Genomic DNA, 20,495 nt, shown 5'->3' with positions numbered 1-20,495 from the left:
GTCAGAAGCGCCGGATGGGCAAGGTCTCCCGGCGGAGGGGCCGTCGACTTGCATAACCGACCATCCCGGCCCTCAAGATCACACGTCCCGGACAGGCACCCCCCATGCCCAGCGGCATCGCGATCTGTCAGATCTGGCAGGACGAGGCCGGGTCACACCTCGTCGGTGTGCAGTCCGGCGTCGCGCGCGAGCAGCGCCGCCTGCACCCGGTTGTCGCACCCGAGCTTGGCCAGGATTCGGCTGACGTAGGTCTTCACGGTGGCTTCGCTCATGTGCAGCCGCCTGCCCGTGTCCGCGTTGGACAGGCCCTCGCCGAGGAGGGCGAGCACGTCGCGCTCCCGTGCGGTCAGTCCGTCGAGGCGGCGCCTGGCCTCCTCCGCGCGGGCGGTGGCCATGGGGGAGGCGAGGGCGTCCGCCACGTGCCGGGTGGCCGCCGGTGAGAGATAGGCGTTGCCGGCGGCCGCCGCCCGCACGGCGTGGATCAGCTCATCGGGCGCGGTGTCCTTGAGCAGGAAACCCGCGCCGCCGTGGCCGAGCGCGCGCAGTACGTTGTCGCGCTCGCCGAACGTGGTGAGGATCAGTACCCGTACCTGCGGCGCGGCGCGGCCCAGCTCGGCCAGGGCCGTCAGCCCGTCCATCACCGGCATCTGGATGTCCAGCAGGGCCACATCGACGGCGGCGCCGCAGGCGTTCTTCACCGCCTCTCGGCCGTCGCCGGCCTCTGCAACCACGTCGATGTCGTCGGCCGAGTTGAGGATCATCCTGATGCCGGCCCGGATGAGCGGCTCGTCGTCGGCGACGAGGACCCGGATCACACGGCCTCCTGGGGCGGTGTCGGTCGGAAAGCGGATGGCATGGCCTCGCCATCATGCCTTGATCCGGAGGGGCGCATCGCACAGACGGCGCCACAGCGCGGGCCGGGTCGTTTCTCGGCCTTGCGGATCAGCTCTCGTCCTGGAAGGTCTGCTTGGCGACCAGCTCTCCGTCGCGGAAGCAGAACCGGAAGATGGTCGAGATGTCGTCGGGGTCGTCGGACCCGAAGTGGCGGCAGGTCGCGTCCTTGGGTATGCGCGGGCCCTTCTCCTCCAGATCCGCCGTCAGGAACGAGTCCTCGTCGGGCAGCTTGGCCTGCACGTCGGCTTCGGGATCGCCGGTCTTCACCGACTCGTACACGCGCACCGGGATCGTGGACTTGTCCAGCTCGTCCATCAGCGTGCTCACTCCCCAGACGCCCAGGGTGATCACGCTCACGACGAGGACGACGGCGGTGACGGCGCAGCCGATGGCCCCGTTCTTCTTGCTGCTCATGATGGCGGCGAACTCCCGCTGGTTGTCGGAACGGTTGATGACCGGTCCGCTGTCGCCCGCTGGTCCCGCCTCTGGCTGTCCCACAAGGTCGTCGTCCGGACCGACGGAGGTCGCATCGTCCGGGCGGGGCCCGGGCTCGCCGTGCCCTGCGCCGTAGGGAAGCATCCCCGCGATGCGGAAGCCGCCGTCCGCGGTGGGACCGGTGTGCACCATGCCGCCGATGAGCCGGGCCCGCTCGCGCAGGCCTGCCAGCCCCTGACCGCCGCTGATCGCCGCCGGGGCGTCCGGTGCCCCGGTCGGCGCCGGCCCGTTGGCGACCTCCACGACCAGGCTGTCCGGCTCGTAGCGCAGGGCAAGGGTGATCGGGGCGCCCGGGGCGTGCTTGTGCGCGTTGGTGAGGCCCTCCTGGGCTATGCGGTACGCCGCGTGGTCGGCGGCGGGCGCCAGGGGCCGGGCGGCGCCGGACCGCTGAAGTTCCACGGTTGCGCCCGCAGCCCGGGACGTTGCGACCAGGCCGTCGATGGAGGCCACCGCCCGGGAGAGCGGACGCCCGCCGCCCGTATCGGTGGCCGCGGCCTGAGAGTGCCTGACACGCTTGCCGGCATGCTCGGTGTGGTCGTCGGGCCCGTTCCGGTGGTGGTCCCGGTCCTCGTGGAGGATGCCGACGGCCTCACGCAGCTCCCCCATCGCGGCCACGGAGGCGTCACGCAGGATCCGGACCCCGTCCCGCTGGCGATCGGTCAGGTCCGGATCAACCTGCAGGGCGCCCGCGTGCACGGAGATCAGGGCGAGTTGGTGGCCGAGGCTGTCGTGCATGTCCTGGGCGATGCGACCGCGCTCCAGCAGACGGGCCTGCCGTGCCACCATCGCCTGCTCGCGCATGAGCTGGGTGTTGTTCCGCTGTAGTGCGTCCAGCAGCGAGCGGCGTTGCGCACGGTAGCGGGACACCAGTCCCGGCACGATCCCCAACGTGAGAAAGGCTGCCGCGCTCAGCGCGCCCGTGACAGGCAGCGACAGACCGGAGCCACTGATCTCGTGGTGGGCGGACACCACGGTATGGAGGACGAGCGCGGCAGCGAAGGCGGCGACCACGCGCCAGGGCTTCATGATGCGGCTTCCCGCCGACCAGCTCGCATAGACCAGCAGCGGCACCGCGGACGGCAACACCGCTGCCGTGCAGGCGGAGACGACCAGCACCGTCGCCGGCAGCGCGCGCCTGGTCAGCGAGAGTACGGCGATGCCGGCTACGACGGCGAAGGTTCGTGCACCGAACCCGGCCCTCACCGCTTCGAACAGCCCCGCGAACCCAGCGAGGGCGACGGTGAGCACGATCTCCCCGGCGATCCTTCTGCGGCTCCAAGGGGACGCGGCGGCAAGCCGGGCACGGAGCGGCCGTACGACGCGGGCGGTGTGTGCTTCGTCCAGTTCCACAGGCCGACGATATTCAGCGCGCAGGAGCACCGCATCATCCCTGCGTCGTGACGGCGAACGACGAAAGTCAACAACCACAGGCGCGACAAGGGCTGTTGGGCGCGCCCGGGCCGTCGCCATTGGTCGCCGCGAGCCACGACTTCCGGGGACTGCTTCGGGCCGCCCGTCGCGGTGACGATGGTTCAGCAGAGCAGAGGCGGTGCGGGCGGTGCACAACTGGGCCGCGCAAGAGACGAAAAGGCGGGAGCCGTCACGTGGACAACGCACAGCTGCAGGCGCACGATCGGTTCAACGTCCTCCAGAAGCTGACCGTCATGGCCAACCAGTACGTGGTGACCGTGGCCCGTCCCGACGGCTCGGAGGGCGAGGTCGTCGCCTTCGCCCAGCAGAAACGGATGGCGCTCAAGGAACAGGTGACCCTTCACACCGACGAGTCCAAGGACCGCGTCCTGTGCACCTTCGAGGCCGGCCAAGTCCTCGACATCGGCGCCGTCTACACCGTGCGGGACGAGGAGGGAAACCCCATCGGCTCGTTTCGCGAAAAGCCTGTCGCCTCCTTGCTGCGCTCGACGTGGATCCTGGAGCAGCCAGGCACGATGGAGCTCACCGGGCGCGAGCGCAACCTGTTGGTGGCCCTGCTGCGCCGAGTCTGGGAGTTTGTTCCGGTCACCGATTTCGTGCCGTTCGTATGGCCGTACCACTTCGATTTCACCCTGGGCGACAAGCGGTTGATGGCGGTCGACAAGAAGTTCGGGCTGCGCGACCGGTACGTGCTCGACATCGCGGCCCCCGACCTCGACCGCCGCCTCGCCATCGCACAGGCCGTTGCGCTGGACGCTCTGCAGTCACGATGACAGGGCCGCCGTCGCCCCACATCCCGCGGACGCGGGCACAGTCCCGCACGTCAAAGACATTGAGGACAGCGAGCCATTGAGCGGAATCGGAGACGAAGGCTGTATGGAAGCGATCAAGGAGCCCGACTGGAACATCATCGGAATCCTGGGGGCCGCCCGCGGCGCCCGGGGGTCCGCCGAGGGACCCATGGGTACCGAGCATCTGCTGGCCGGCATCACCACGGCCAAGGGGCCTGCGCGCACAGCGCTCGACGATGAAGGAGCGACCAAGACCGCGCTGATGGTGGTATTGCGGGACAGGATGAACCGGGACGGTGCGTGGAGCGGTGCCGACGGCGCCGAGGCAAGCGTTGCCGCGCAGGACGTGCTGGGGGACGACGGCGGCCGGGAGCACGTCACCGGCGCCGCTGCCAGGGCGCTGATCGCGGCGATGGGGCAGGCACAGCGGGAGGACGCGGCGAAGTTCACCGCCGTTCATCTGCTGCGGGCGTTGCTGGAGGAGGACAACCGCGCGGTGGAACTGCTGGGCGCATGCCGCGTCTCACCACAGGCGGTACGCGCCCGGCTCGACGGCGGAACCGGAGGCCGGCAGGACGGCCTCGCCCCCTTGCTGCACGCCACTCGCGACGTTCTTCTCGGCCGTAGCCACTATCGACACATGCCCTTCTGGCAGCGGTGGGTGCTCAAGTTCTTCGGGATCAACTGGGCTTCGAGGCCTGCCTGGTGGGTCAGTATGGAGACCTACGACCAAGCACGCCGTCTCGGCCACGGCGTGGTGGGCACCGAGCATGTCCTGCTGGCGGTTCTGGCCACCCACGAGGTCGCGCTCCAGTACCCGCATCTGGCAAGAGAGAGCAGCCCCACTCCCGGCACCCGGTACGCGGGCGGGGAGCGGCTGGCCCGCCTGGGCATCGACTACGCCTCGGTTCACAGTGCTCTGACCGGTGACCGCGTCCGGCTGACGGCCGACGCCCGGCCCGTGAAGATGTACCTCGATGAGGCTGCACGCCCGCGCCCGGTGCGGTCGGCCGACTCCGGGAGCGCATCGGCAGATGACCCGGGCACCGGCCCCCTGGTCGAGACCCTCCTGAGGGAGGAGACACGCGCCCGGCAGCTGATCGACGCGCTGACCACCGCTCCCGGCGACTGACAGTGTGGTCACCAGAAGATCGCGATCGCCTCCAGCGTCACCTCGCGGGTGTCCTCGCGCCAGCCGGTCATCTTGCCGAGGCAACGGGCCGTGAAAGTGCCGGCCGGGATCGAGCGGCGCGCGTTCCCGGGGGCTACGACGCGCATGTACACCGGGGGCCGCTCGGCGCCGTACTCGGCCCGCAGGACGAATCCCTCCGCGACGTCGGGCACGCGGGTGAACACACCTTTGACCGAGACGAATTCGCCGATGCGGCTCAGGGTCACCGCACGGCCCTCGGCCAGATTGTCGGCGAGGTTGCGGTTCGGGACGACGGTCAGTGTGGTCAGGTCGGCGTGGACGATGGCGTCGGCCCGGTCGAAGGCCTCCATGACCACGCCGATCACGTTGATCGGTTTGTCCTTGCGCACGAACTTGCGGAACGTCTCCTGGCTGACGTCCCGCTTCAGCCGGAAGCGGAACAGCCACGTCAGCACCCGGCTCCAGAAGCCGACACTCGTGTCGACCTTCGTCCGCAGCTCGACGGCCTCCTCGAGCGCGGAGCGGTAGTTGCCGATCTCGTACAGGTCCATCACCGCCTGCTCGTCGAGGTACAGGCATATGCTGTACGCCGACTGCCAGCGCCGCATGTGCCTGCGCCGCTCCCGGGAATGGCGCAACAGGACCACCGCGAGCACCACCGCGCCGGCGGCCGTCACCAGCCAGACCGTCATCCACGGCCACCAAAGGCTCCACCACAGTGCGTCAGTGACAGCCACGGATCTCCTTGAAGGCCTCGGAAAGGGACGAGCCGGCGGCATCCACCATCCGTCCGCCCGTCCGCCCCGCCGCGCGCCGCAGTTCGCCTGGGTCGGCCTCGCCGAAGTGGACGGGGTAGGTGTGGACGGCGGTGCGCACGGCGGTGGGCAGCGCCTTGTGACGGCGTACGAACTCCGCATAGGACAGGCCCGCGTTGTTCTCGCCGTCCGTCATCAGGACGAGTGAGACGGAGCGGTCGGGGTCGGCGGCCAGTTCGCGGGCGGCGGTGCGGTACCCGCGGTCGAGGGCGGACCATACGGCGGTGGCACCGCCGTAGCCGCCCCTGGCGACGGTGTCGGCGAGGGCCGTCAGGTCTTTCGGGCCGGCGACGGTGACGGTCTTCTCCTCCAGCACGCGGCCGCCGAACCGGACGACGGTCAGCCGCTCGCCCCGGTAGAAGCGGGTGAACTTGCCGGAGGCGGAGGGGTCTGCGCCGCTGAGTCCGGCGAAGGCCTCGCGCAGGGCGGACATCCGGGCACCGCGCATCGAGCCGGAGAAGTCGAGCAGGAAGACCACCTGGCTCGTGGTGCGGTGGCCGGGGTCACCGTAGTCCGCCAACAGGGCTTCGACGACGGCGGGTTGGTCGGGGTAGAAGAGCGCGTTGCCGACCTGTTCACGCAGCCGCGCGTCCCGGGTGACCGTCGTGTTCACGGGGCGGCGCAGAGTGTGCCGCATGATCTGCCGCTGCACACTGTCGCGCCGCAGCCACTGCGTGACCTTGTCGTACGCGGTGCGGTGGGCCTGGTTGAGCAGGAGCAGCGGGAAGTCCGCCAGGACCATGCCGTCTTCGGGGCGGACGACCTCCAGGCGGTCGTCGAGGCGGTCAGTGGCGTTGAGGGCGAGCAGATCGGACTCGTAGGTGATGAGGGCGTTGGTCTCGTCCTGGTGGTCGGCGTAGGAGTCGACGAGGGCGGGACCGGTGTCGGCGGTGAGGGTCTGGCCGGAGCGGAAGCCGCGCAGCCGGTCGCAGGAGACGTCCTCGGGGCGCAGCGCGGCTCCGGTGCCGGCCGCGGCGGTGGCGACGCCGACGAGGGCGGCGAGCCCGCTGCCGGCGTGCCGGGGGTCGGCCATGCCGAAGCGGACGGTGCCGGTGGCGGCGGCGTCTGCGATGTCCGCCCAGGTGAGCCGGCCGCCGGGCACCTGGGCGCGAAGCTTCCGTGCCACGTCCGGCTTCAGGCCGATGACGACGGGGGACGTCATGGTGGGGGTGCGCTGCACGCCTCGGGTCGCGCTCTTGTCGGTGAGACGCAGATAGCGGTCGGAGGACAGCCACGCGAGGTCGTACCTGTCGCGGTCCGGGGTCTTCGTCTCGGCGTCGGCCCGGTGGTCCAGGCGCAGATCGACGCCGGTCTCGTCCTTCAGATCGCCCAGCAGCGGGGCCAGTACGGCGAGATCGGGACTGGCGAGCACACGCAGCCGGACCGTTTCGTCGCCGTCGTCGCCCGAGCAGGCGGTGAGCAAGGTGGCCACGAGCGCCAGGCAGAGCGCCAGCCGGCCCGCACCGCGCCTCACCGGCTGCCCGTCCGGTCCGGGCAGTCGCCGACGATCTCGATCATCTTCTCCAGTAGGGGCAGGCTGGGCAGGACCGCCCGGGTGTCGTCGGAGGAGGTGGTGGGCACCGGGATCTGCCGGTCGGTGAGGAAGCGGGTGAGCTCGTCGCTGGTCGCGCCGCTGGTCACGCCGTTGGTCGCGCCGCTGGTCGCGTTGCGGGCCCGAAAGCCCAACTCCATGGCTCGGTGCTGGAGTTCGCGGTCCTCGCTGACCAGTTCACCGAGCCGGGCGCCGTCGCCGGTCAGCGCGACGAGCTGGGGTTCGGTGACGAAGCGTGTGGACGGGTAGAGCAGGACGCGCTCGTCGTCGGTCGCGCCCTTCTCGGCTTCGTACTCGATCTGATGGGCGAGGAACTGGTGTTCGTAGATCACCGAGACAGGGGCGATGCTCTGCCCGTCGGGGGACAGATACGTCTCGGCCCGCTCGGAGGACGGCAGGCCCTGTTCGACGAGGAGCGGCTTGATCTTCCGGGCGAGTCGCTCGGCCTCGGCCTCGCTGTCCGGCGCGTCGTTCCCGTGCTCGACGAAGGCCACGAGCCCGAGATAGGTGCCGCCGGAGTTGGACTCGCAGATGTCCGAGGTCTGGGCAAGGATCTTGTTGCCATTGCGGACGTGGTCGTCGCGGTCGATCTCGTCCCAGCGGTAGCCGTTCTTGGGATCGCGCTGGACGCCCTTCCTCTTGCCGCGCGCGAGATCGAGGAACTGCCGCATGTCGAGGGTGTAGTACATCGGCCGGCCGCCCGAGCCCGGCAGGCGCTTCGCGACGCCCTCGGCCGTGAGCACCTCGGCGTAGTCCCGGTAGGTGGCCAGCACGATGGGGCTGACGAACGGACGGTACAGCAGCACCGGACGGTTCGCCCGGGCGCGCTCCCGGCTGATCAGGTCGGAGGCCGGCTGGCCGGAGGGGAAGACGACGTCGTATCCCTCGTAGTCCTGCTTGGCGATCTCACGCGAGCCCATGTTGGTGATGTGCACGCGGAAGCCGTGCTTCATCAGCAGCCGCTCGACCACGGGGTCCTGGAAGAAGTCCCTCTTCGAGGCCATCTTGGCCTCGATGGTGACCACCTGCCGCAACGGCAGCAGCAGGTTCCCGGAGGACACGAGCAGGACCAGCCCGACGACCGGGACGGGCAGCGCCGACGCCAGCACTCTGCGCAGGCGTCGGCGCGGGGGTCTGGTGACGGTTAACCGCGGCTCTTCGGCAGCCGGTCTGTTCGCGGGTCTGTTCGCGGGCACCTGCGTCTCCCCCCGTGACACCTGCGTTCTCCCCCCGTGGGCCCGGGCCAGGATCGTCGGTGTTGCCGGTGTACCCCGAACGGTCCTTCCCGGAACGTCGGTTGACCCGATCCGCCAACTCCCGAGTACACGCCGTCTCCGTCGCCCTTCAAGACCGCCTCACCCCCGAACAGCGCCACCTTCCTACCTCTTGATCCCGAACGCGTAGTACGGATGTTCGGACACACACCGAGGTGGGGTGCGAGCATGGGACACGTTGGTCTGACCGGCGTGACGCTATCGACGGGGATGAGTGGCATGAGCGAGCGCACTGGATCTTTGAGCGAGGCCATCGGTGGGACGGAGGTCCTTCGCCGGGTGAGCAACACCTTCTACGACCGGGTCCTGGCCGACCCGCTGCTGGCGCCGGTCTTCGCCGATTTCACCCGCACTCACATCGAGCACGTGGCCATCTGGCTGGACGAGGTCTTCGGCGGCCCAGAGGCGTTCACCCAGGAACTGGGCGGCCATCAGGCCCTGCTCCGCTCCCACCTCGGACTGGCGATCACCGAAGAACAGCGCCTGCGGTGGATGGAGCTGATGACAGAGGCCGTCGACAAGGAACTCCCCGACGACGACCTGCTGCGGCAGCAAGTGATGGCGTACTTCGACTGGGGCACGAAGATCGCCCGATCCGTCTCGGCCGACCCCGACGACACCGACCTGGGCGACCCCGGTCCCACTCCCCGCTGGGGCTGGAAGGGACTGTCCTAGCAGCAGTGCGCGTCCTCGGCGGGCGCGAGCCACTGGGCCGGCGAGGGGCACCATGTGGTCGATTTCCAAACCGGGCCTCTGGATGAGGACTTCAGCGCGCGTGTTGCAGCCGTGGGACGGGTTGTTGCCGGCGTTCCAGCGGCGGAACGCGGGACTCGGTCCCAGCGGCAGGCTGTCGACGGCATCGGACAAGGGCCGTGTCTCCTCGGGTGGGCCCCGGCTGGGCTCGTGCGGATGCCGACGGTGCGCCTGTTGCTCGTCGGCGCGACGGCATCGGGCCTGCTCCTGCATCGCCAACCGGCGGAAGCGCACCAGTCACGGGCCGAGGAAAGGGCGTCCCAGGCCTGCTCCACCGGTGAAGGGAGAGTGGTCAGCCGGCCGTGCGGGCCTCTGCCATCAGTGCCGTCACCCCGCGGCGGGGGCGATAGCCGAGGACCGCGCCCGCCCGCTCCGACACGTACACCCGGTCGATCGACGTCGGCAAGGTCCATCCGTGCCGGCCGAACCCGGCTGCCACCTCAGGGGCCCGCCGCGTGATGAGCGCGGCCGGATCGTGCCGCAGCCGCCCACGGTCCTCGATCCGCCACGGATACGGGCCGGCGATGTTCAGGACCCCGGCCGCCTCCTGGGGGCCCAGGACGGCGAGCAGGTGAGCCTCTGTCACATCGGCTAGGTCGACCCCCCGGTGGAGCCGGTGCCTGGCCTGGACCGCCGGCGGTTCGGGGAAACACCGGGCGATGCGCAGACACACCGTGCGCATCGCGCCCGCCGCGGAGAGCACCAGGTCTTCGGCCGCGAGTTTTGTCTCGTCGTAGATGTCGCGCGGCCGGCAGGCGACGTCCTCGGTGACCCAGACCGCCTCGTCCACCGGCTCCAGCGCGTACCCGTACACCGAGGTCGAGCTGGTGTAGACGAAACGGCGCACGCCCGCAGCGGACGACGCGTCCAGCAGGTCCCGGGTCGCCCCGACGTTGATCTCGCGGAACTCGTCGTCCGGGCGCACACCGACGTGAGGCGCGTGCAGGGCCGCCGTGTGGACGACCGCCCCGGCCCCGGACAGTGCGTGGCTCCACGCCCCAGGGTCACGCAGGTCCGCCACCACGGACGTGTCGGGCGACGGCAGACGATCGACACCGACGACCGAGCGGCCCGCAGCCCTGAGGCGGCGCACGATGGCCGAACCGACCAACCCCGCGGCCCCGGTCACCACGACATGCCTCGACTGCTGCGACTTGAACACCTCCCCTGGCCGAGCTGGACGGCACGGCACACCGCCTTGAGCGTAGGCCCTTCACGGTGCGGCTTCGCCCCCACCCGGGCCTGGGACCAGCCAGTAAAATGCCGGTAGCCGATTGCGGGTGAAGCAGGTGGCCAGCTGCCCGCCCGCGACGCCGCCTCGGACGGCATCACGATCCTGCTTCTCCTTGGGGGATCCGCGTACCGTGCACGCGGCGATGCCCTGGTGGAGCAGCAGGCCGAGCTGGCCGGGCCGGACAGCTGGACGTGGACGAGCCGGCTCGCCACGATCCGGGCGGAGCAGGGCCGGGTGCGGGAGGCACAGGGAGTGGCCGAGCATGCGCTGGGGCCCTGTACCCCCGCTCCGGTGTGGCGGCGCACGCCGAGCACGAGCTGGGCACCGGCCGCTCGGCCGTCGACTTCCTGGACCGGTGGCTTGCGGCCGACCCGCAGGCGCTGCAGTTGCGGCACCTGAACTGGCATGCCGGTCCGGGCAGCCACACGCGTCACCGTCGGCACCGACCGCGCCAGGGCGGCGACGTCCAGGCGGGGCCGTGACGGAGCACGACAGACCGCGAGTGGAGCGCGCCGACCTGCGAGTCGTACGTCCATCGAACTCCGTGATACCGGGTTAGGCTCCGCCCATGTCCGAGTCCGCCCCCGATCCTCGTCTGCAGTCTCTGCTCAACAACCTCCGGCCGGGTCCCGTGAGGAGCGTGACGGTCGCTGGGTTCGACCGAGCAGACGTCCTTGTTCTCCTCGGGGAGCCGGGCGAAGAGGGCAGCGAAGTCGGCCGCATTCCCCAACATGAGGTGTCGATCCGTCGCGCTGACCATCCGTCTGAGATCTTCAAGGTGGGCCAGCAGATCGAGGCCGAGGAGATCGGACGCTGGCGAGGGCAGTTGAACTTCTCGGCCCGTGCCTGCGAGAACCCAGAGCTACGCACCTTCCTGGTGGCCATTCAGCCTGGACAGATCGTCTCCGGGACGGTGTCGGGGGTTCACGACTTCGGAGTCTTCGTCCATCTCGACGGCGAGCCCGACCGGCTCTGCACTGGATTCATCCGCGTGCCCGACCTGACGTGGTCCCGAATCGATCACCCCTCGGATGCGGTCGAGGCCGGTCAGCGGATCACCGGTGAGGTGATCGTCTCTGAGACGCGTAGTGGCCAGGTCACGATCTCCTTGAAGGCTCTTCTGGAAGACCCCCTCGTGCGGTTCGCTGACTGAACAGGTCATGTCCTTGACGGGACCCTGCCTCGCACTCCCTCGGCACCGTCATGGTGCCGATGCCCCCGCCAACTCAAGCGCGTCGTCACGGCCGGCCTCATCGGCACCACCATCGAGTGGTACGACCACCCATTCGAACTGCGCCAAGACCCAGGGCTTTGTCTGATCGCGGCGTCCGAGCCGGCACCGTGACCTCAGTGCGCCGGTAGACGCCAACCGGGCGGCCCCGGGTGTACACCATCCCCGAACCGGTCCGGTATCCCGACGCCGGGATTCAGCCCTCGGCTCCGACGAATGCCCGATCCCGCTCGGTGGTGCGCCTCAGCGCGAGGGCCGCGATGTCGTCACCGAGCCTTCCGCCGCTGTGCCGGAGCAGATCCCGGTGCAGCTGGTCGAGCAGCTCGCGGGGGTGCTCCGTATCCTGCTGCCGCATCCAGTCCGGCAACGGGAAGAACCGGCCGGTGTGGTCCCGGGCCTCGGATACGCCATCCGTGTAGAGCAGCAACTGCTCGCCCGGGGCGAAGGCGACGATGTCGACCCAGTAGCGGTCACCGATGAGCGCTGCGAGGTTGAGGGGCGGGGAGGGGAGGGTGGGCTCCAGGACCCGGACGTTCCCGCAATGCTCGATCAGCGGTGGGGGATGTCCGCAGTTGAGAAGTCGCAGCCGGTCGCCACCGTGCGGGATCTCGGCGAGGAGAGCAGTGGCGAAGTGCTCGGGCTGGTCCTGGACGGGAAATGCGGCGCTGTGGCGCGTGACGGTGGTCTCCAGGCGGTGGACGATGCCCTGCAGGTCGGGCTCGTCGTAGGCGGCCTCCCTGAAGCAGCTGATCACCGCCGAGGCCGCCCCCACTGCGGACAGGCCCTTGCCTCGTACGTCGCCTATGAGCAGCCGGACTCCGTACGGTGTACCGATCGCCTCGTAGAAGTCGCCGCCGATCCGGGCCTGTTCCTGGGCTGCCAGATACAGCGACTCGATCTCGATGCCCTCGATGCGGCGTGGCAGGGGGCGTAGCAGTACCTTCTGGGCTGCGTCGGCGACGAGGCGGACCTGGAAGAGCATCTCCTCCCGCTGAAGTCGGACATGACTGCCGTATGCGGCCGCCAAGGTGACCGCGATGATCGCGGCCGATGTGTACTGCGTCCCCAGATCGGTATGGAAGAAGCTGAGGACGATCATGAGCAGGAGGCAGAACGCCCCCAGCACCATCGTGGGGAGCACGGGCCACATCGCGGCCGCAAGGGCGGGCGCGGCGGGCAGAAGGCGGCTGAAGGCGATCTCCCTGGGTGTGGAGAACGCGAGGGCGGCGATGAGAACGGTCAGGACCAGGGGCGACAGCCTGGCAGCTTCCCATCGGCCGCTGTAGGCAGGGCGACGGCGCCACAGCCGTGCAGGCGTGATCACAAAAAGCATCATATCGACCTAATTGGTCACAAGGCGCGGGAGGATCATGCGTCGCACGCGAGATTTTGCGGCGGCCCGTCACGCCCGGAGAGGCCGAGGCCACGTGACGCACGACCGCACAGATGTTCGAGATCAGCCGAACCAGGATCGCGCGCGCCCTGGCCACTTGGGATCACCGGTGTTAGAAAGGTCGCATGGCGAGTCTTTTCGCCCGTTTTCAACGCCTATCGGTTAAGCGTCTGATCAGCAAGAGCACGCGGAGCGTAGCCGGGCAGGTGTTGATTTTCCAGGTGGCTCTGGTGGTGCTGCTCGTAGCCTGCGGTGTCTTCGCTCTCATTCTGCAGTCGGAGCGGGACACCAGCGCCGAGGCAAGGCGCCGCTCCACGGCCGTGGCACAGACCTTCGCGCACTCGCCGGGTGTCCTGGCGGCATTGCAGACCCCGGACCCCAGCAAGATCCTCCAGCCGCTCACCGAAGCGGCACGCCGGGCCGCCGACGTCGACTTCATCGTGGTCATGGACACCGAGGGCATCCGGTACACGCACCCCTTGCCGGACCGCATCGGAAAGCGGTTCGTGGGTGAGATCCGACCGTCGCTGGCGGGGAAACTCTACGTGGAGAGCGTCGACGGCCCGCTCGGTCGTGAGGTGCAGGCCACGGTGCCGATCGAGAACGCCGACAGCGAGGTCGTGGGGATCGTCTCGGCCGGGATGCAGGTCAAGAACGTCGAAAGTCAGTTGACCCGGCAACTGCCGATCATCCTGGGCGCGGGGGCCGGAGCGCTCCTGTTGTCCATCGGCGTGACGGCACTGCTGGGCAGGCGGCTGCGACGGCAGACACACAGCCTGGCCCCGGACGAGATGACCCTGATGTACGAGCACCACGACACAGTGCTCCACTCCGTTCGGGAAGGGGTGCTGATCGTGGCCGCCGACGGGCGGCTGATGCTGGCGAACGACGAGGCCAGACGACTGCTGGAGCTGCCCTTGGACATCGAGGGGCGGCGCGTCTCGGAACTGCCGGGACTCGATCCCGAGACGAAGGCGCTGCTCACCTCCGGGCGCGAGGCCACCGACGAGGTGCACCTTGCGGGAGAGCGGCTGATCGCGGTCAACCAGCGGCCCACAGGTCGCGAGGGTGGCCCCAGGGAAACCGTGGTGACACTGCGCGACTCCACCGAGCTGCAGGCGGTGACGGGCAGGGCGGAGGTGGCACGGGAGCGGCTCAGGCTGCTGTACGACGCCGGACTCCACATCGGTACCACCCTGGACGTACTGCGCACCGCCGACGAGTTGGCGCGGGTCCCCATTCCCCGCTTCGCGGACTTCGTCACCGTGGACCTGGCCGACGCGGTCCTGCACGGCGAGGAGCCGGCCCCCACGGGGACGGACATGCGGCGCGCGGCCGTGTCCGGCATCGTGGACAACCATCCGCTCACCGAACAGGGCCGGCTTTTCGACTATCTTCCCTCCACACCGCAGGCGCGCGGCTACGGCAGCGGCCGCTCCCAGTTGGTGAGCGATCTGCCGACCGCCACGGGCTGGCGCGTGCAGGACCCGGAGCGGGCCAAGGCGATCATCGACTACGGCATCCACTCCCTCATCACCGCCCCCATCCAGGCCCGCGGCGTCGTGCTGGGCATGGCCACCTTCTGGCGCACGCGACAGCATGAGCGCTTCAACGAAGAGGACGTGTCGCTGGCGGAGGAGTTGGTGGCCCGTGCCGCGATAAGCATCGACAATGCCCGCCGCTACACCCGCGAGCACGCCCTGGCAGTCACCCTCCAGCGCAGCCTGCTGCCGCAGGCCATGCCCGAGCAGAACGCCCTCGACATCGCCTACCGCTACCTCCCCGCCCAGTCGGGCGTGGGCGGAGACTGGTTCGACGTGATTCCCATGCCGGGCAGCCGGGTGGCACTGGCCGTCGGCGATGTGGTCGGCCACGGCCTCCACGCCGCCGCCACGATGGGACGGCTGCGTACCGCGGTGCACAACTTCTCCGCCCTCGATCTGCCACCCGACGAGTTGCTGAGCCATCTGGACGACCTGGTCGGAAGCATCGACCAGAACGAGACGGCTCAGAGCGCGGCGGGCGTCGTGGGCGCCACCTGCCTGTACGGGATCTACGACCCCGTGACGCGCCGCTACGTCATGGCGCGGGCGGGGCATCTGGCGCCCGCGCTGGTCCGGCCCGATGGGACCGTCACTTTCCCGGACGTGCCCGCCGGTCCACCCCTGGGCCTCGGTGGCATGCCGTTCCAGACCGCGGAGCTGTGCCTCGCTGAGGGGACCCAGCTCGTCCTGTACACCGACGGCCTCATCGAGGATCGCAGGCGCGACCTGGACGTGGGAATGGGGCTGCTGCGCGATGCGCTCACCGGCCACCCCGGCCGGCCGCCCGAGGAGACCTGCCAGGACGTGCTGGACAGGGTGCTCCCCGAGCGTCCCAAGGACGACGTCGCCCTGCTCGTCGCCCGCACGCGGCAACTGCCGCCCGACCGGATCGCCGACTGGGACGTACCACCGGATCCCGCCGCCGTCGCGGGTATGCGCGACGCCGTGTCCCAAAGGCTCGGAGCGTGGGGCCTCTCAGAGTTCGGCTTCACCATGGAGCTCATCCTGAGCGAGCTCATCACCAACGCCATCCGCTACGGATCCGGGCCGATCCACGTGCGGCTGATCCGCGACCGTACGCTGATCTGCGAAGTGGCTGACGGCAGCAGCACCTCACCGCATCTGCGGTACGCCGCGTCGACGGACGAGGGGGGCCGGGGCCTGTTCCTGGTGTCGCAGATGGCTGAGCGTTGGGGCACCCGGTACACCCCGCAGGGCAAGGTGATCTGGGCCGAGCAGGCCCTGCCCGATGTCATACAGCGGCCTGCCCCGAGTCCGGCCGACGCGGACACACCCCTGGACGACGAGGCAGCCGACCCGTGATTCAGGTCGTTGCGCAGGCCGTGGTCGGCGCGGTGGGGGTAGCCGCCGCGGGTGCGGGCGGTCTCGACGGCGTCCGATCTCCGCGCGAGCGGAGGTGACCCGGTGCACAGCGGTCCGAGACCCGTGGCCTGTCACCGGACCGGCGCGCCCGACGCGTTTCAGCGCCATGCTCCCGACAGGTGCCGGGTGACCACGGCACTGAAGGTGCGCACGCCTCGTGTCGATCCGGGGTCGACACCCGTGAGCTCACGGACCCGGCGCAGGCGGTAGTCCAAGGTGCGGGTGTGGACGTTGAGCGAGGTCGCCGTGGCACCGCGGTGCATGTCGTGGCGGTAGTACGCGTCGAGGGTGGTGAGGAGGTCGGGACCGGTCTCCAGGCGGCGGGCCAGTGCGCGGAGCAAGTCGTCGACGAGTGGCACGTCCGCGACGGCGAGTTCGACGAAGACATCGGCCAGGGTGTGCGGCCGCAGCCGGACGGATGCCCGGCGCAGCGGGGCTGCCCGGCTGATCCGGCGGGCGCGGTCCAGAGCGTCGGCCAGCTCCGGCAGCGGTGCGACGGATGTGCCGACGGCGCAGGGGCGGCCGAGGGCCTGGGCGAAGTCCTGTACGAGGTCCGGCAGGTGGTCGGGGGTGAGGTCGGGTGAGAGGTCGGGAACAGCGTGCGACGGTGCGCTTTCCGCAGCCTCGGGGCCGGAGAACAGCGGAAGCAGGGTGATCAGCTCACCGCTCCCGTCGCCGCTCTCCGGTCCCCACATGATCGGCGCACGGTGGCTCTTCACGAGCGCCCCGATCTCGCTTTCCAGGAAACGATCGATGGTGGGCCGGTCCGGAATACGAAAAACCGTCACCGCGTAGCGGTCCGGGAGTTCCATCTCGACGGCTGCGGCGAGTTCAGCCGAAATCGGATCTCCGTTCAGCAATGACCGGGTCAGCAGGGCGACCTGCTCGGTGTACGGCATTCGGCGGCGCAGTACGCGTACGAATCCCTGGCGGTAGGAGGCGATGCCTCGTTCGCCCTGGGGAGCGAACCAGGTCATCATGCGCATGAGTTCGTCGACGCCGCCGGCGCGCTGGGCCTCGGTCGCCTCGTTGATCTCACGCAGCATGAGGGCGGTGTGCACGCGCAGCACCCGCTGCCGCGCGTCGAGCGGCATCCCGGCACCTGCCCGCAGCTCCCCCATCGACGCGATGTAGCTGAGATCGTCTCCGCTCAACTCGCTGTTCTCCGGTGCGAGTTCGACGGTACGACGCCGGAACCACATCGAGTGTTCCAGCGTCTCGGCTCGCGCCCGGGAGTTCTTCTCCAGGAACCCGAACTCCGGGATCTCACGTGCGTATATCTCGACCTCACGACGGGCGTTGGTCGACGCCTGCCGGGCCAGCTCGGCGAAGAGGCTCCCCATGAACGCGAGCATGCCATTCAGGACAAGCGGGCCGACAGGGGGGATCCGGACGGCGTTCATCACTCCGCGCAAAACGGCGGCAGGTGTGTCGACAGGGCCTTTATCACAGTGCGCAAAATTCCCGGATCGGGGTGTTTCCGTCAGGCTTTCTACTTGTGAGGGAACTGTGAAGCGGCCTTAATGAGAACCGCCTTCGGCATGACTGCGGTGATCAATACAGGCAGGAGCAGGGGGATTCGCAGCCAGGCGCCTCGAATGGCGCTCGCTCAAACGGGAGGGAAACTCCGATGACAGCAGACACGAGAAAGAGAATCATGGCCGCGGTCGCGGTCGTGGTCACATCGACGGCGCTCATGCTCGGCGCACCCGGCACCGGCTCGGCCGCCCCCGCCGCCACGCCCAGCCTGCGCGCCTTCGGGATCAGCGGTGATGGCACCCTGATGGCCACGTTCACGACCGACCGGCCGCAGGTCCTCGACTGGGTCAGGGTCGTCACCGGCCTCAGCGGCGACACAGGCCTGATCGGGATCGACTTCCGGGTGCAGGACGGCCTCATGTACGGCGTCGGCAACAAGGGCGGCATCTACACGATCAAGACCCCGCCGACCACCACGGACGTGGTGGTCACCAAGGTGTCCCAACTGCAGTACGCGCTGCACGGCGCGAACTTCGGCGTCGACTTCAACCCCGCGGCCGACCGCCTGCGCGTGATCAGTGACAACGGCCAGAACCTGCGGCACAACCTCAACGACCACAGCACCATCCAGGATCTGAACCTCACCACCCCGCCGATCGAGGGCACGACCAAGGGTGTCTCGGCCGCCGCCTATACGAACAACGACCTCAACGCGGCCACCGCGACCACGCTCGTCGACATCAACACGACCACGGACCAGGTCGTCCTCCAGTCACCGGCGAACAACGGCACGCTCGCCCCGACCGGCAGCCTCGGCATCGACGCCGGAATCAACGCCGGCATGGACATCTACAGCACCCTGTCCGGCGGGAAGACGGTCGACAACGCCGCTTTCGCCTCCCTCACCCCGTACGGCGCCAACACCCCCTCGCTGTACGGCATCAACGTCTTCACCGGCCAGGCCACCTCCATCGGCCAGTTCCCGCTGAACATCACGGACCTGGCCGTCTCCCTCACCGGATCCTGATCCCCGGTCCTCGCCGCGGCCCGGCCACCGCCGGCCCGCGGCGAACCGGCGCCACCGTCGACGGCTCGGGCCGGTCATGTGATCGCCATTCAGGTAGGTGATCAGGTGGATCTTCGAGCGTACTTGCCCCGGTCGACAGGATTCGGACCAGTCAGGTCCCCCTTTTTCAGGGCCCGCATGTTCACCGAGTCGATCGCGCAGCGGGACCAGTCCAACTCGCCGCGGGAGCCGAGCTCGTCGAGTACCAGGCGGTGCAGCTTCGCCCATACCCTGGCCTTCGTCCACTCGGCAAAGCGCCGATGAGCCGTCGCGCCCGACGGTCCGAACGACGCTGCCGGCAACTGCTGCCACGTGCAGCCCGACGTGGCCACGAACACGATCGCCGCCAGCACCTCCCGGTCGCCATGCCGACGCCGACCACCGCCCTGAGGCCGCGACGGCGCCTCCGGCACCACCCGCTGAAACAACTCCCACACATCATCCGGCACCAGCCGCTCAACGATCCCCACCACGGCCGACAGCCTACTGAGTCAACCAAATGAGATGACGTCTAAGTACTCAAGCCGTAGATCGTGATCTCGATGGTGAGGGGCGTCGAGGCGGCAGGTGTCCAGCGTGGATCATCTCGCCCGGGATCGCCCATGCCGTCGCGGGCGTCGGCTCCTTCTCCGTCTACCCGAGTTCACCGCGACGGAGGGCGTCCCTTATCTCGCTGAGCTTCGCGGTCGTTGCCGGGGTCCGCTCCTGTGCTTGTTCGGCGAGTCGGAGGGCATCGTCGATCTCGCTGAGCTTCCTGGAGGACAGGACGGCCGCCCGCTCTATCAGGTCGTCCCGGGACACGGTGGTCAGCCAAGTGCACGGGGTGAAGCCCGGACGCGGGAACGCGAGCCGCAGCACGCCTTCGAGCGGCAGCCCTTCACCGGCGCCGACCGTCACTTCGATGCCCAGACCGCTGATGTCGAGGCCCGCCGGAGCGACGACCTGCATCACCTGGAACCCGGACGCGTCATCTCCTGACAGCAGTACGACCAACCTCCGCTCGTCGAACTGGACCCACCAGACTTCGCCACGTTGCACAAGCCCTCCGATACACAGGACGGCAGGCAGACGCTGCGCGACCTGACGCGGTGTGGAGACGGGTGCGGCCACCGTTGATCATCGGTGTGTGAAGACAAACGATCACGCGGTGGCCGCAGGTCACAGCGTAGACCCTGCCTGCTGGCAGGAGGCGTTCGAGGGCCTGATGAGCCGGATGGCGGGACGCTTCACACGGGTCGAATCCCGACGCCGGGCCCGAGGTCTACGGCGACAACCCGAGGCTGCGCACCGCGCTGGAGGAACGCGGCACCGGCTACGTCCTCGCGGTGGCCTGGTCGCACGAAGTCACCACAGGCGCCGGGAGGTTTCGCGCCGACATGTTGGCCAGGAAGGTGCCCAAGAGGGCCTGGCAGAAGCTGTCCGCAGGGGCCGGAGCCAAGGGCCACCGCTTCTACGACTGGGCCGTCATCGACCTCACCGATCCCCGGCCCGGGAGCCGGCAGCTGCTGATCCGCCGCAACCGCAGCTCCGGCGAACGTGCCTACTACCGCTGCTACTCGCCTGCCGCAGTGCCGCTGACCACCCGGTGCGCGTCGTTGGATCAAGGTGGCGGGTCGAGGAGTAACGAGAAGTACGCCGCGCTCGTGGAGATGGCCGTTCTTCCAGTCCGGCAAGGGCCTGGCGGCCCTGGACGAGCACCAGGTCCGCCGCTACCCGTCCTGGTCCCGCTGGGTCACCCTGGCCATGCTCGCGCATGCCTTCCTCGCTGTCCTCCGCGCGAACGAACACGAGGGTCATCCCTCGCCCGACGAGCTGATACCGCTCACTCGTGACGAGATCCAACAACTGTTCATCACGCTCGTCAACCGGACCGTCTTTGACCCTGTCCACCGACTTCGCTGGTCCGTCTGGCGACGCCGCCACCAGGCCCGATCCCAGACCAGCCACTACCGGCGTCAAGCCGCTCAAGCATGAAGATCACGATCTACGGCTGTAGTATCAGAGGTG

General features: G+C 69.2%; 16 protein-coding genes and 2 pseudogenes. 8 read left to right on the top strand and 10 right to left on the bottom strand.

Annotation, left to right across the window (positions count from 1 at the left end):
- Positions 1-152: 152 nt before the first annotated feature.
- The gene (locus tag ACZ58V_RS21095) at positions 153-815 is read right to left on the bottom strand and encodes a response regulator (protein WP_471291366.1); all 663 of its coding nucleotides are present in this window, start codon (positions 813-815) and stop codon (positions 153-155) included.
- 127 nt (positions 816-942) lie between these two features.
- Positions 943-2,739 (bottom strand): sensor histidine kinase, encoded by a 1,797-nt coding sequence (locus ACZ58V_RS21090; RefSeq protein ID WP_471291364.1) that lies wholly within the window; start codon positions 2,737-2,739, stop codon positions 943-945.
- 254 nt (positions 2,740-2,993) lie between these two features.
- On the opposite strand from ACZ58V_RS21090, the gene ACZ58V_RS21085 reads away from it, so the two are divergent.
- Both ACZ58V_RS21085 and ACZ58V_RS21080 read left to right on the top strand, forming a co-directional pair.
- Positions 2,994-3,593, top strand: a complete 600-nt coding sequence (locus tag ACZ58V_RS21085; protein WP_471291362.1) for an LURP-one-related family protein — start codon at positions 2,994-2,996, stop codon at positions 3,591-3,593.
- Between the two features lie 103 nt (positions 3,594-3,696).
- The gene (locus ACZ58V_RS21080) at positions 3,697-4,743 is read left to right on the top strand and encodes a Clp protease N-terminal domain-containing protein (protein ID WP_471291360.1); all 1,047 of its coding nucleotides are present in this window, start codon (positions 3,697-3,699) and stop codon (positions 4,741-4,743) included.
- An 8-nt stretch (positions 4,744-4,751) separates the two neighbouring features.
- On the opposite strand, the gene ACZ58V_RS21075 is transcribed toward ACZ58V_RS21080, so the two are convergent.
- From ACZ58V_RS21075 to ACZ58V_RS21065, 3 genes are read right to left on the bottom strand one after another with little or no spacing between them, the layout of a single operon-like run.
- On the bottom strand, positions 4,752-5,501 hold the full coding sequence (locus ACZ58V_RS21075) for a hypothetical protein (protein ID WP_471291358.1): 750 nt from the start codon (positions 5,499-5,501) through the stop codon (positions 4,752-4,754).
- Complete coding sequence (locus tag ACZ58V_RS21070; RefSeq protein WP_471291356.1) at positions 5,488-7,011, bottom strand: vWA domain-containing protein; 1,524 nt, start codon at positions 7,009-7,011, stop codon at positions 5,488-5,490. Before ACZ58V_RS21070 ends, ACZ58V_RS21075 begins: the two co-directional genes overlap by 14 nt.
- A 38-nt stretch (positions 7,012-7,049) precedes the next feature.
- Positions 7,050-8,240 carry a hypothetical protein gene (locus ACZ58V_RS21065; protein WP_471291354.1) on the bottom strand — a complete coding sequence of 397 codons (1,191 nt, stop codon included), beginning with the start codon at positions 8,238-8,240 and terminating at the stop codon, positions 7,050-7,052.
- A 384-nt stretch (positions 8,241-8,624) separates the two neighbouring features.
- Here ACZ58V_RS21065 and ACZ58V_RS21060 point away from each other — a divergent pair, with 384 nt between their 5' ends.
- On the top strand, positions 8,625-9,080 hold the full coding sequence (locus tag ACZ58V_RS21060) for a group II truncated hemoglobin (protein ID WP_468196203.1): 456 nt from the start codon (positions 8,625-8,627) through the stop codon (positions 9,078-9,080).
- Between the two features lie 370 nt (positions 9,081-9,450).
- Here ACZ58V_RS21060 and ACZ58V_RS21055 read toward each other — a convergent pair whose 3' ends face one another.
- Positions 9,451-10,320 carry an NAD-dependent epimerase/dehydratase family protein gene (locus ACZ58V_RS21055; protein ID WP_471291351.1) on the bottom strand — a complete coding sequence of 290 codons (870 nt, stop codon included), beginning with the start codon at positions 10,318-10,320 and terminating at the stop codon, positions 9,451-9,453.
- A gap of 365 nt (positions 10,321-10,685) precedes the next feature.
- Between ACZ58V_RS21055 and ACZ58V_RS21050 the strand changes: the two genes are divergently transcribed.
- Both ACZ58V_RS21050 and ACZ58V_RS21045 read left to right on the top strand, forming a co-directional pair.
- On the top strand, positions 10,686-10,874 hold the full coding sequence (locus tag ACZ58V_RS21050) for a hypothetical protein (RefSeq protein ID WP_471291349.1): 189 nt from the start codon (positions 10,686-10,688) through the stop codon (positions 10,872-10,874).
- An 86-nt stretch (positions 10,875-10,960) separates the two neighbouring features.
- Positions 10,961-11,545 carry a S1 RNA-binding domain-containing protein gene (locus ACZ58V_RS21045; protein WP_471291347.1) on the top strand — a complete coding sequence of 195 codons (585 nt, stop codon included), beginning with the start codon at positions 10,961-10,963 and terminating at the stop codon, positions 11,543-11,545.
- A 274-nt stretch (positions 11,546-11,819) separates the two neighbouring features.
- On the opposite strand, the gene ACZ58V_RS21040 is transcribed toward ACZ58V_RS21045, so the two are convergent.
- Positions 11,820-12,956 (bottom strand): PP2C family protein-serine/threonine phosphatase, encoded by a 1,137-nt coding sequence (locus ACZ58V_RS21040; protein WP_471291345.1) that lies wholly within the window; start codon positions 12,954-12,956, stop codon positions 11,820-11,822.
- 185 nt (positions 12,957-13,141) lie between these two features.
- Here ACZ58V_RS21040 and ACZ58V_RS21035 point away from each other — a divergent pair, with 185 nt between their 5' ends.
- Complete coding sequence (locus ACZ58V_RS21035; protein WP_471291343.1) at positions 13,142-15,883, top strand: SpoIIE family protein phosphatase; 2,742 nt, start codon at positions 13,142-13,144, stop codon at positions 15,881-15,883.
- A gap of 158 nt (positions 15,884-16,041) precedes the next feature.
- Here ACZ58V_RS21035 and ACZ58V_RS21030 read toward each other — a convergent pair whose 3' ends face one another.
- Positions 16,042-17,286: a PucR family transcriptional regulator gene (locus ACZ58V_RS21030; RefSeq protein ID WP_471291341.1), complete on the bottom strand. Its 1,245-nt coding sequence runs from the start codon at positions 17,284-17,286 to the stop codon at positions 16,042-16,044.
- A 314-nt stretch (positions 17,287-17,600) separates the two neighbouring features.
- On the opposite strand from ACZ58V_RS21030, the gene ACZ58V_RS21025 reads away from it, so the two are divergent.
- A complete protein-coding gene (locus ACZ58V_RS21025; RefSeq protein WP_468196602.1) occupies positions 17,601-18,449 on the top strand; it encodes a DUF4394 domain-containing protein in 849 nt (282 codons plus the stop codon).
- Positions 18,450-18,533: 84 nt separating this feature from the next.
- Here the strand turns inward: ACZ58V_RS21025 and ACZ58V_RS21020 are convergent.
- Together ACZ58V_RS21020 and ACZ58V_RS21015 are read right to left on the bottom strand one after the other, a co-directional pair.
- Positions 18,534-18,961, bottom strand: a pseudogene (locus ACZ58V_RS21020) (transposase); the annotation flags it as partial.
- A 160-nt stretch (positions 18,962-19,121) separates the two neighbouring features.
- Entirely contained in the window at positions 19,122-19,526 is a 405-nt protein-coding gene (locus ACZ58V_RS21015) for a type II toxin-antitoxin system PemK/MazF family toxin (RefSeq protein ID WP_031080431.1), read from the bottom strand.
- Between the two features lie 209 nt (positions 19,527-19,735).
- Here ACZ58V_RS21015 and ACZ58V_RS21010 point away from each other — a divergent pair.
- Positions 19,736-20,462: pseudogene (locus ACZ58V_RS21010) on the top strand (transposase family protein); the annotation flags it as partial.
- Positions 20,463-20,495 lie beyond the last annotated feature (33 nt).

Source organism: Streptomyces sp. NPDC040589 (assembly GCF_055594445.1).
This window is presented reverse-complemented; position numbering and strand designations above follow the sequence as displayed.

What these genes read in the sequence shown, in the direction of transcription:
- ACZ58V_RS21080 (WP_471291360.1), top strand. Translation starts at nt 3,697, where the DNA reads ATGGAAGCGATCAAGGAGCCCGACTGGAACATCATCGGAATCCTGGGG.
- ACZ58V_RS21060 (WP_468196203.1), top strand. Translation starts at nt 8,625, where the DNA reads ATGAGCGAGCGCACTGGATCTTTGAGCGAGGCCATCGGTGGGACGGAG.
- ACZ58V_RS21045 (WP_471291347.1), top strand. Translation starts at nt 10,961, where the DNA reads ATGTCCGAGTCCGCCCCCGATCCTCGTCTGCAGTCTCTGCTCAACAAC.
- ACZ58V_RS21040 (WP_471291345.1), bottom strand. Translation starts at nt 12,956, where the DNA reads ATGCTTTTTGTGATCACGCCTGCACGGCTGTGGCGCCGTCGCCCTGCC.
- ACZ58V_RS21035 (WP_471291343.1), top strand. Translation starts at nt 13,142, where the DNA reads ATGGCGAGTCTTTTCGCCCGTTTTCAACGCCTATCGGTTAAGCGTCTG.
- ACZ58V_RS21030 (WP_471291341.1), bottom strand. Translation starts at nt 17,286, where the DNA reads ATGGGGAGCCTCTTCGCCGAGCTGGCCCGGCAGGCGTCGACCAACGCC.
- ACZ58V_RS21025 (WP_468196602.1), top strand. Translation starts at nt 17,601, where the DNA reads ATGGCCGCGGTCGCGGTCGTGGTCACATCGACGGCGCTCATGCTCGGC.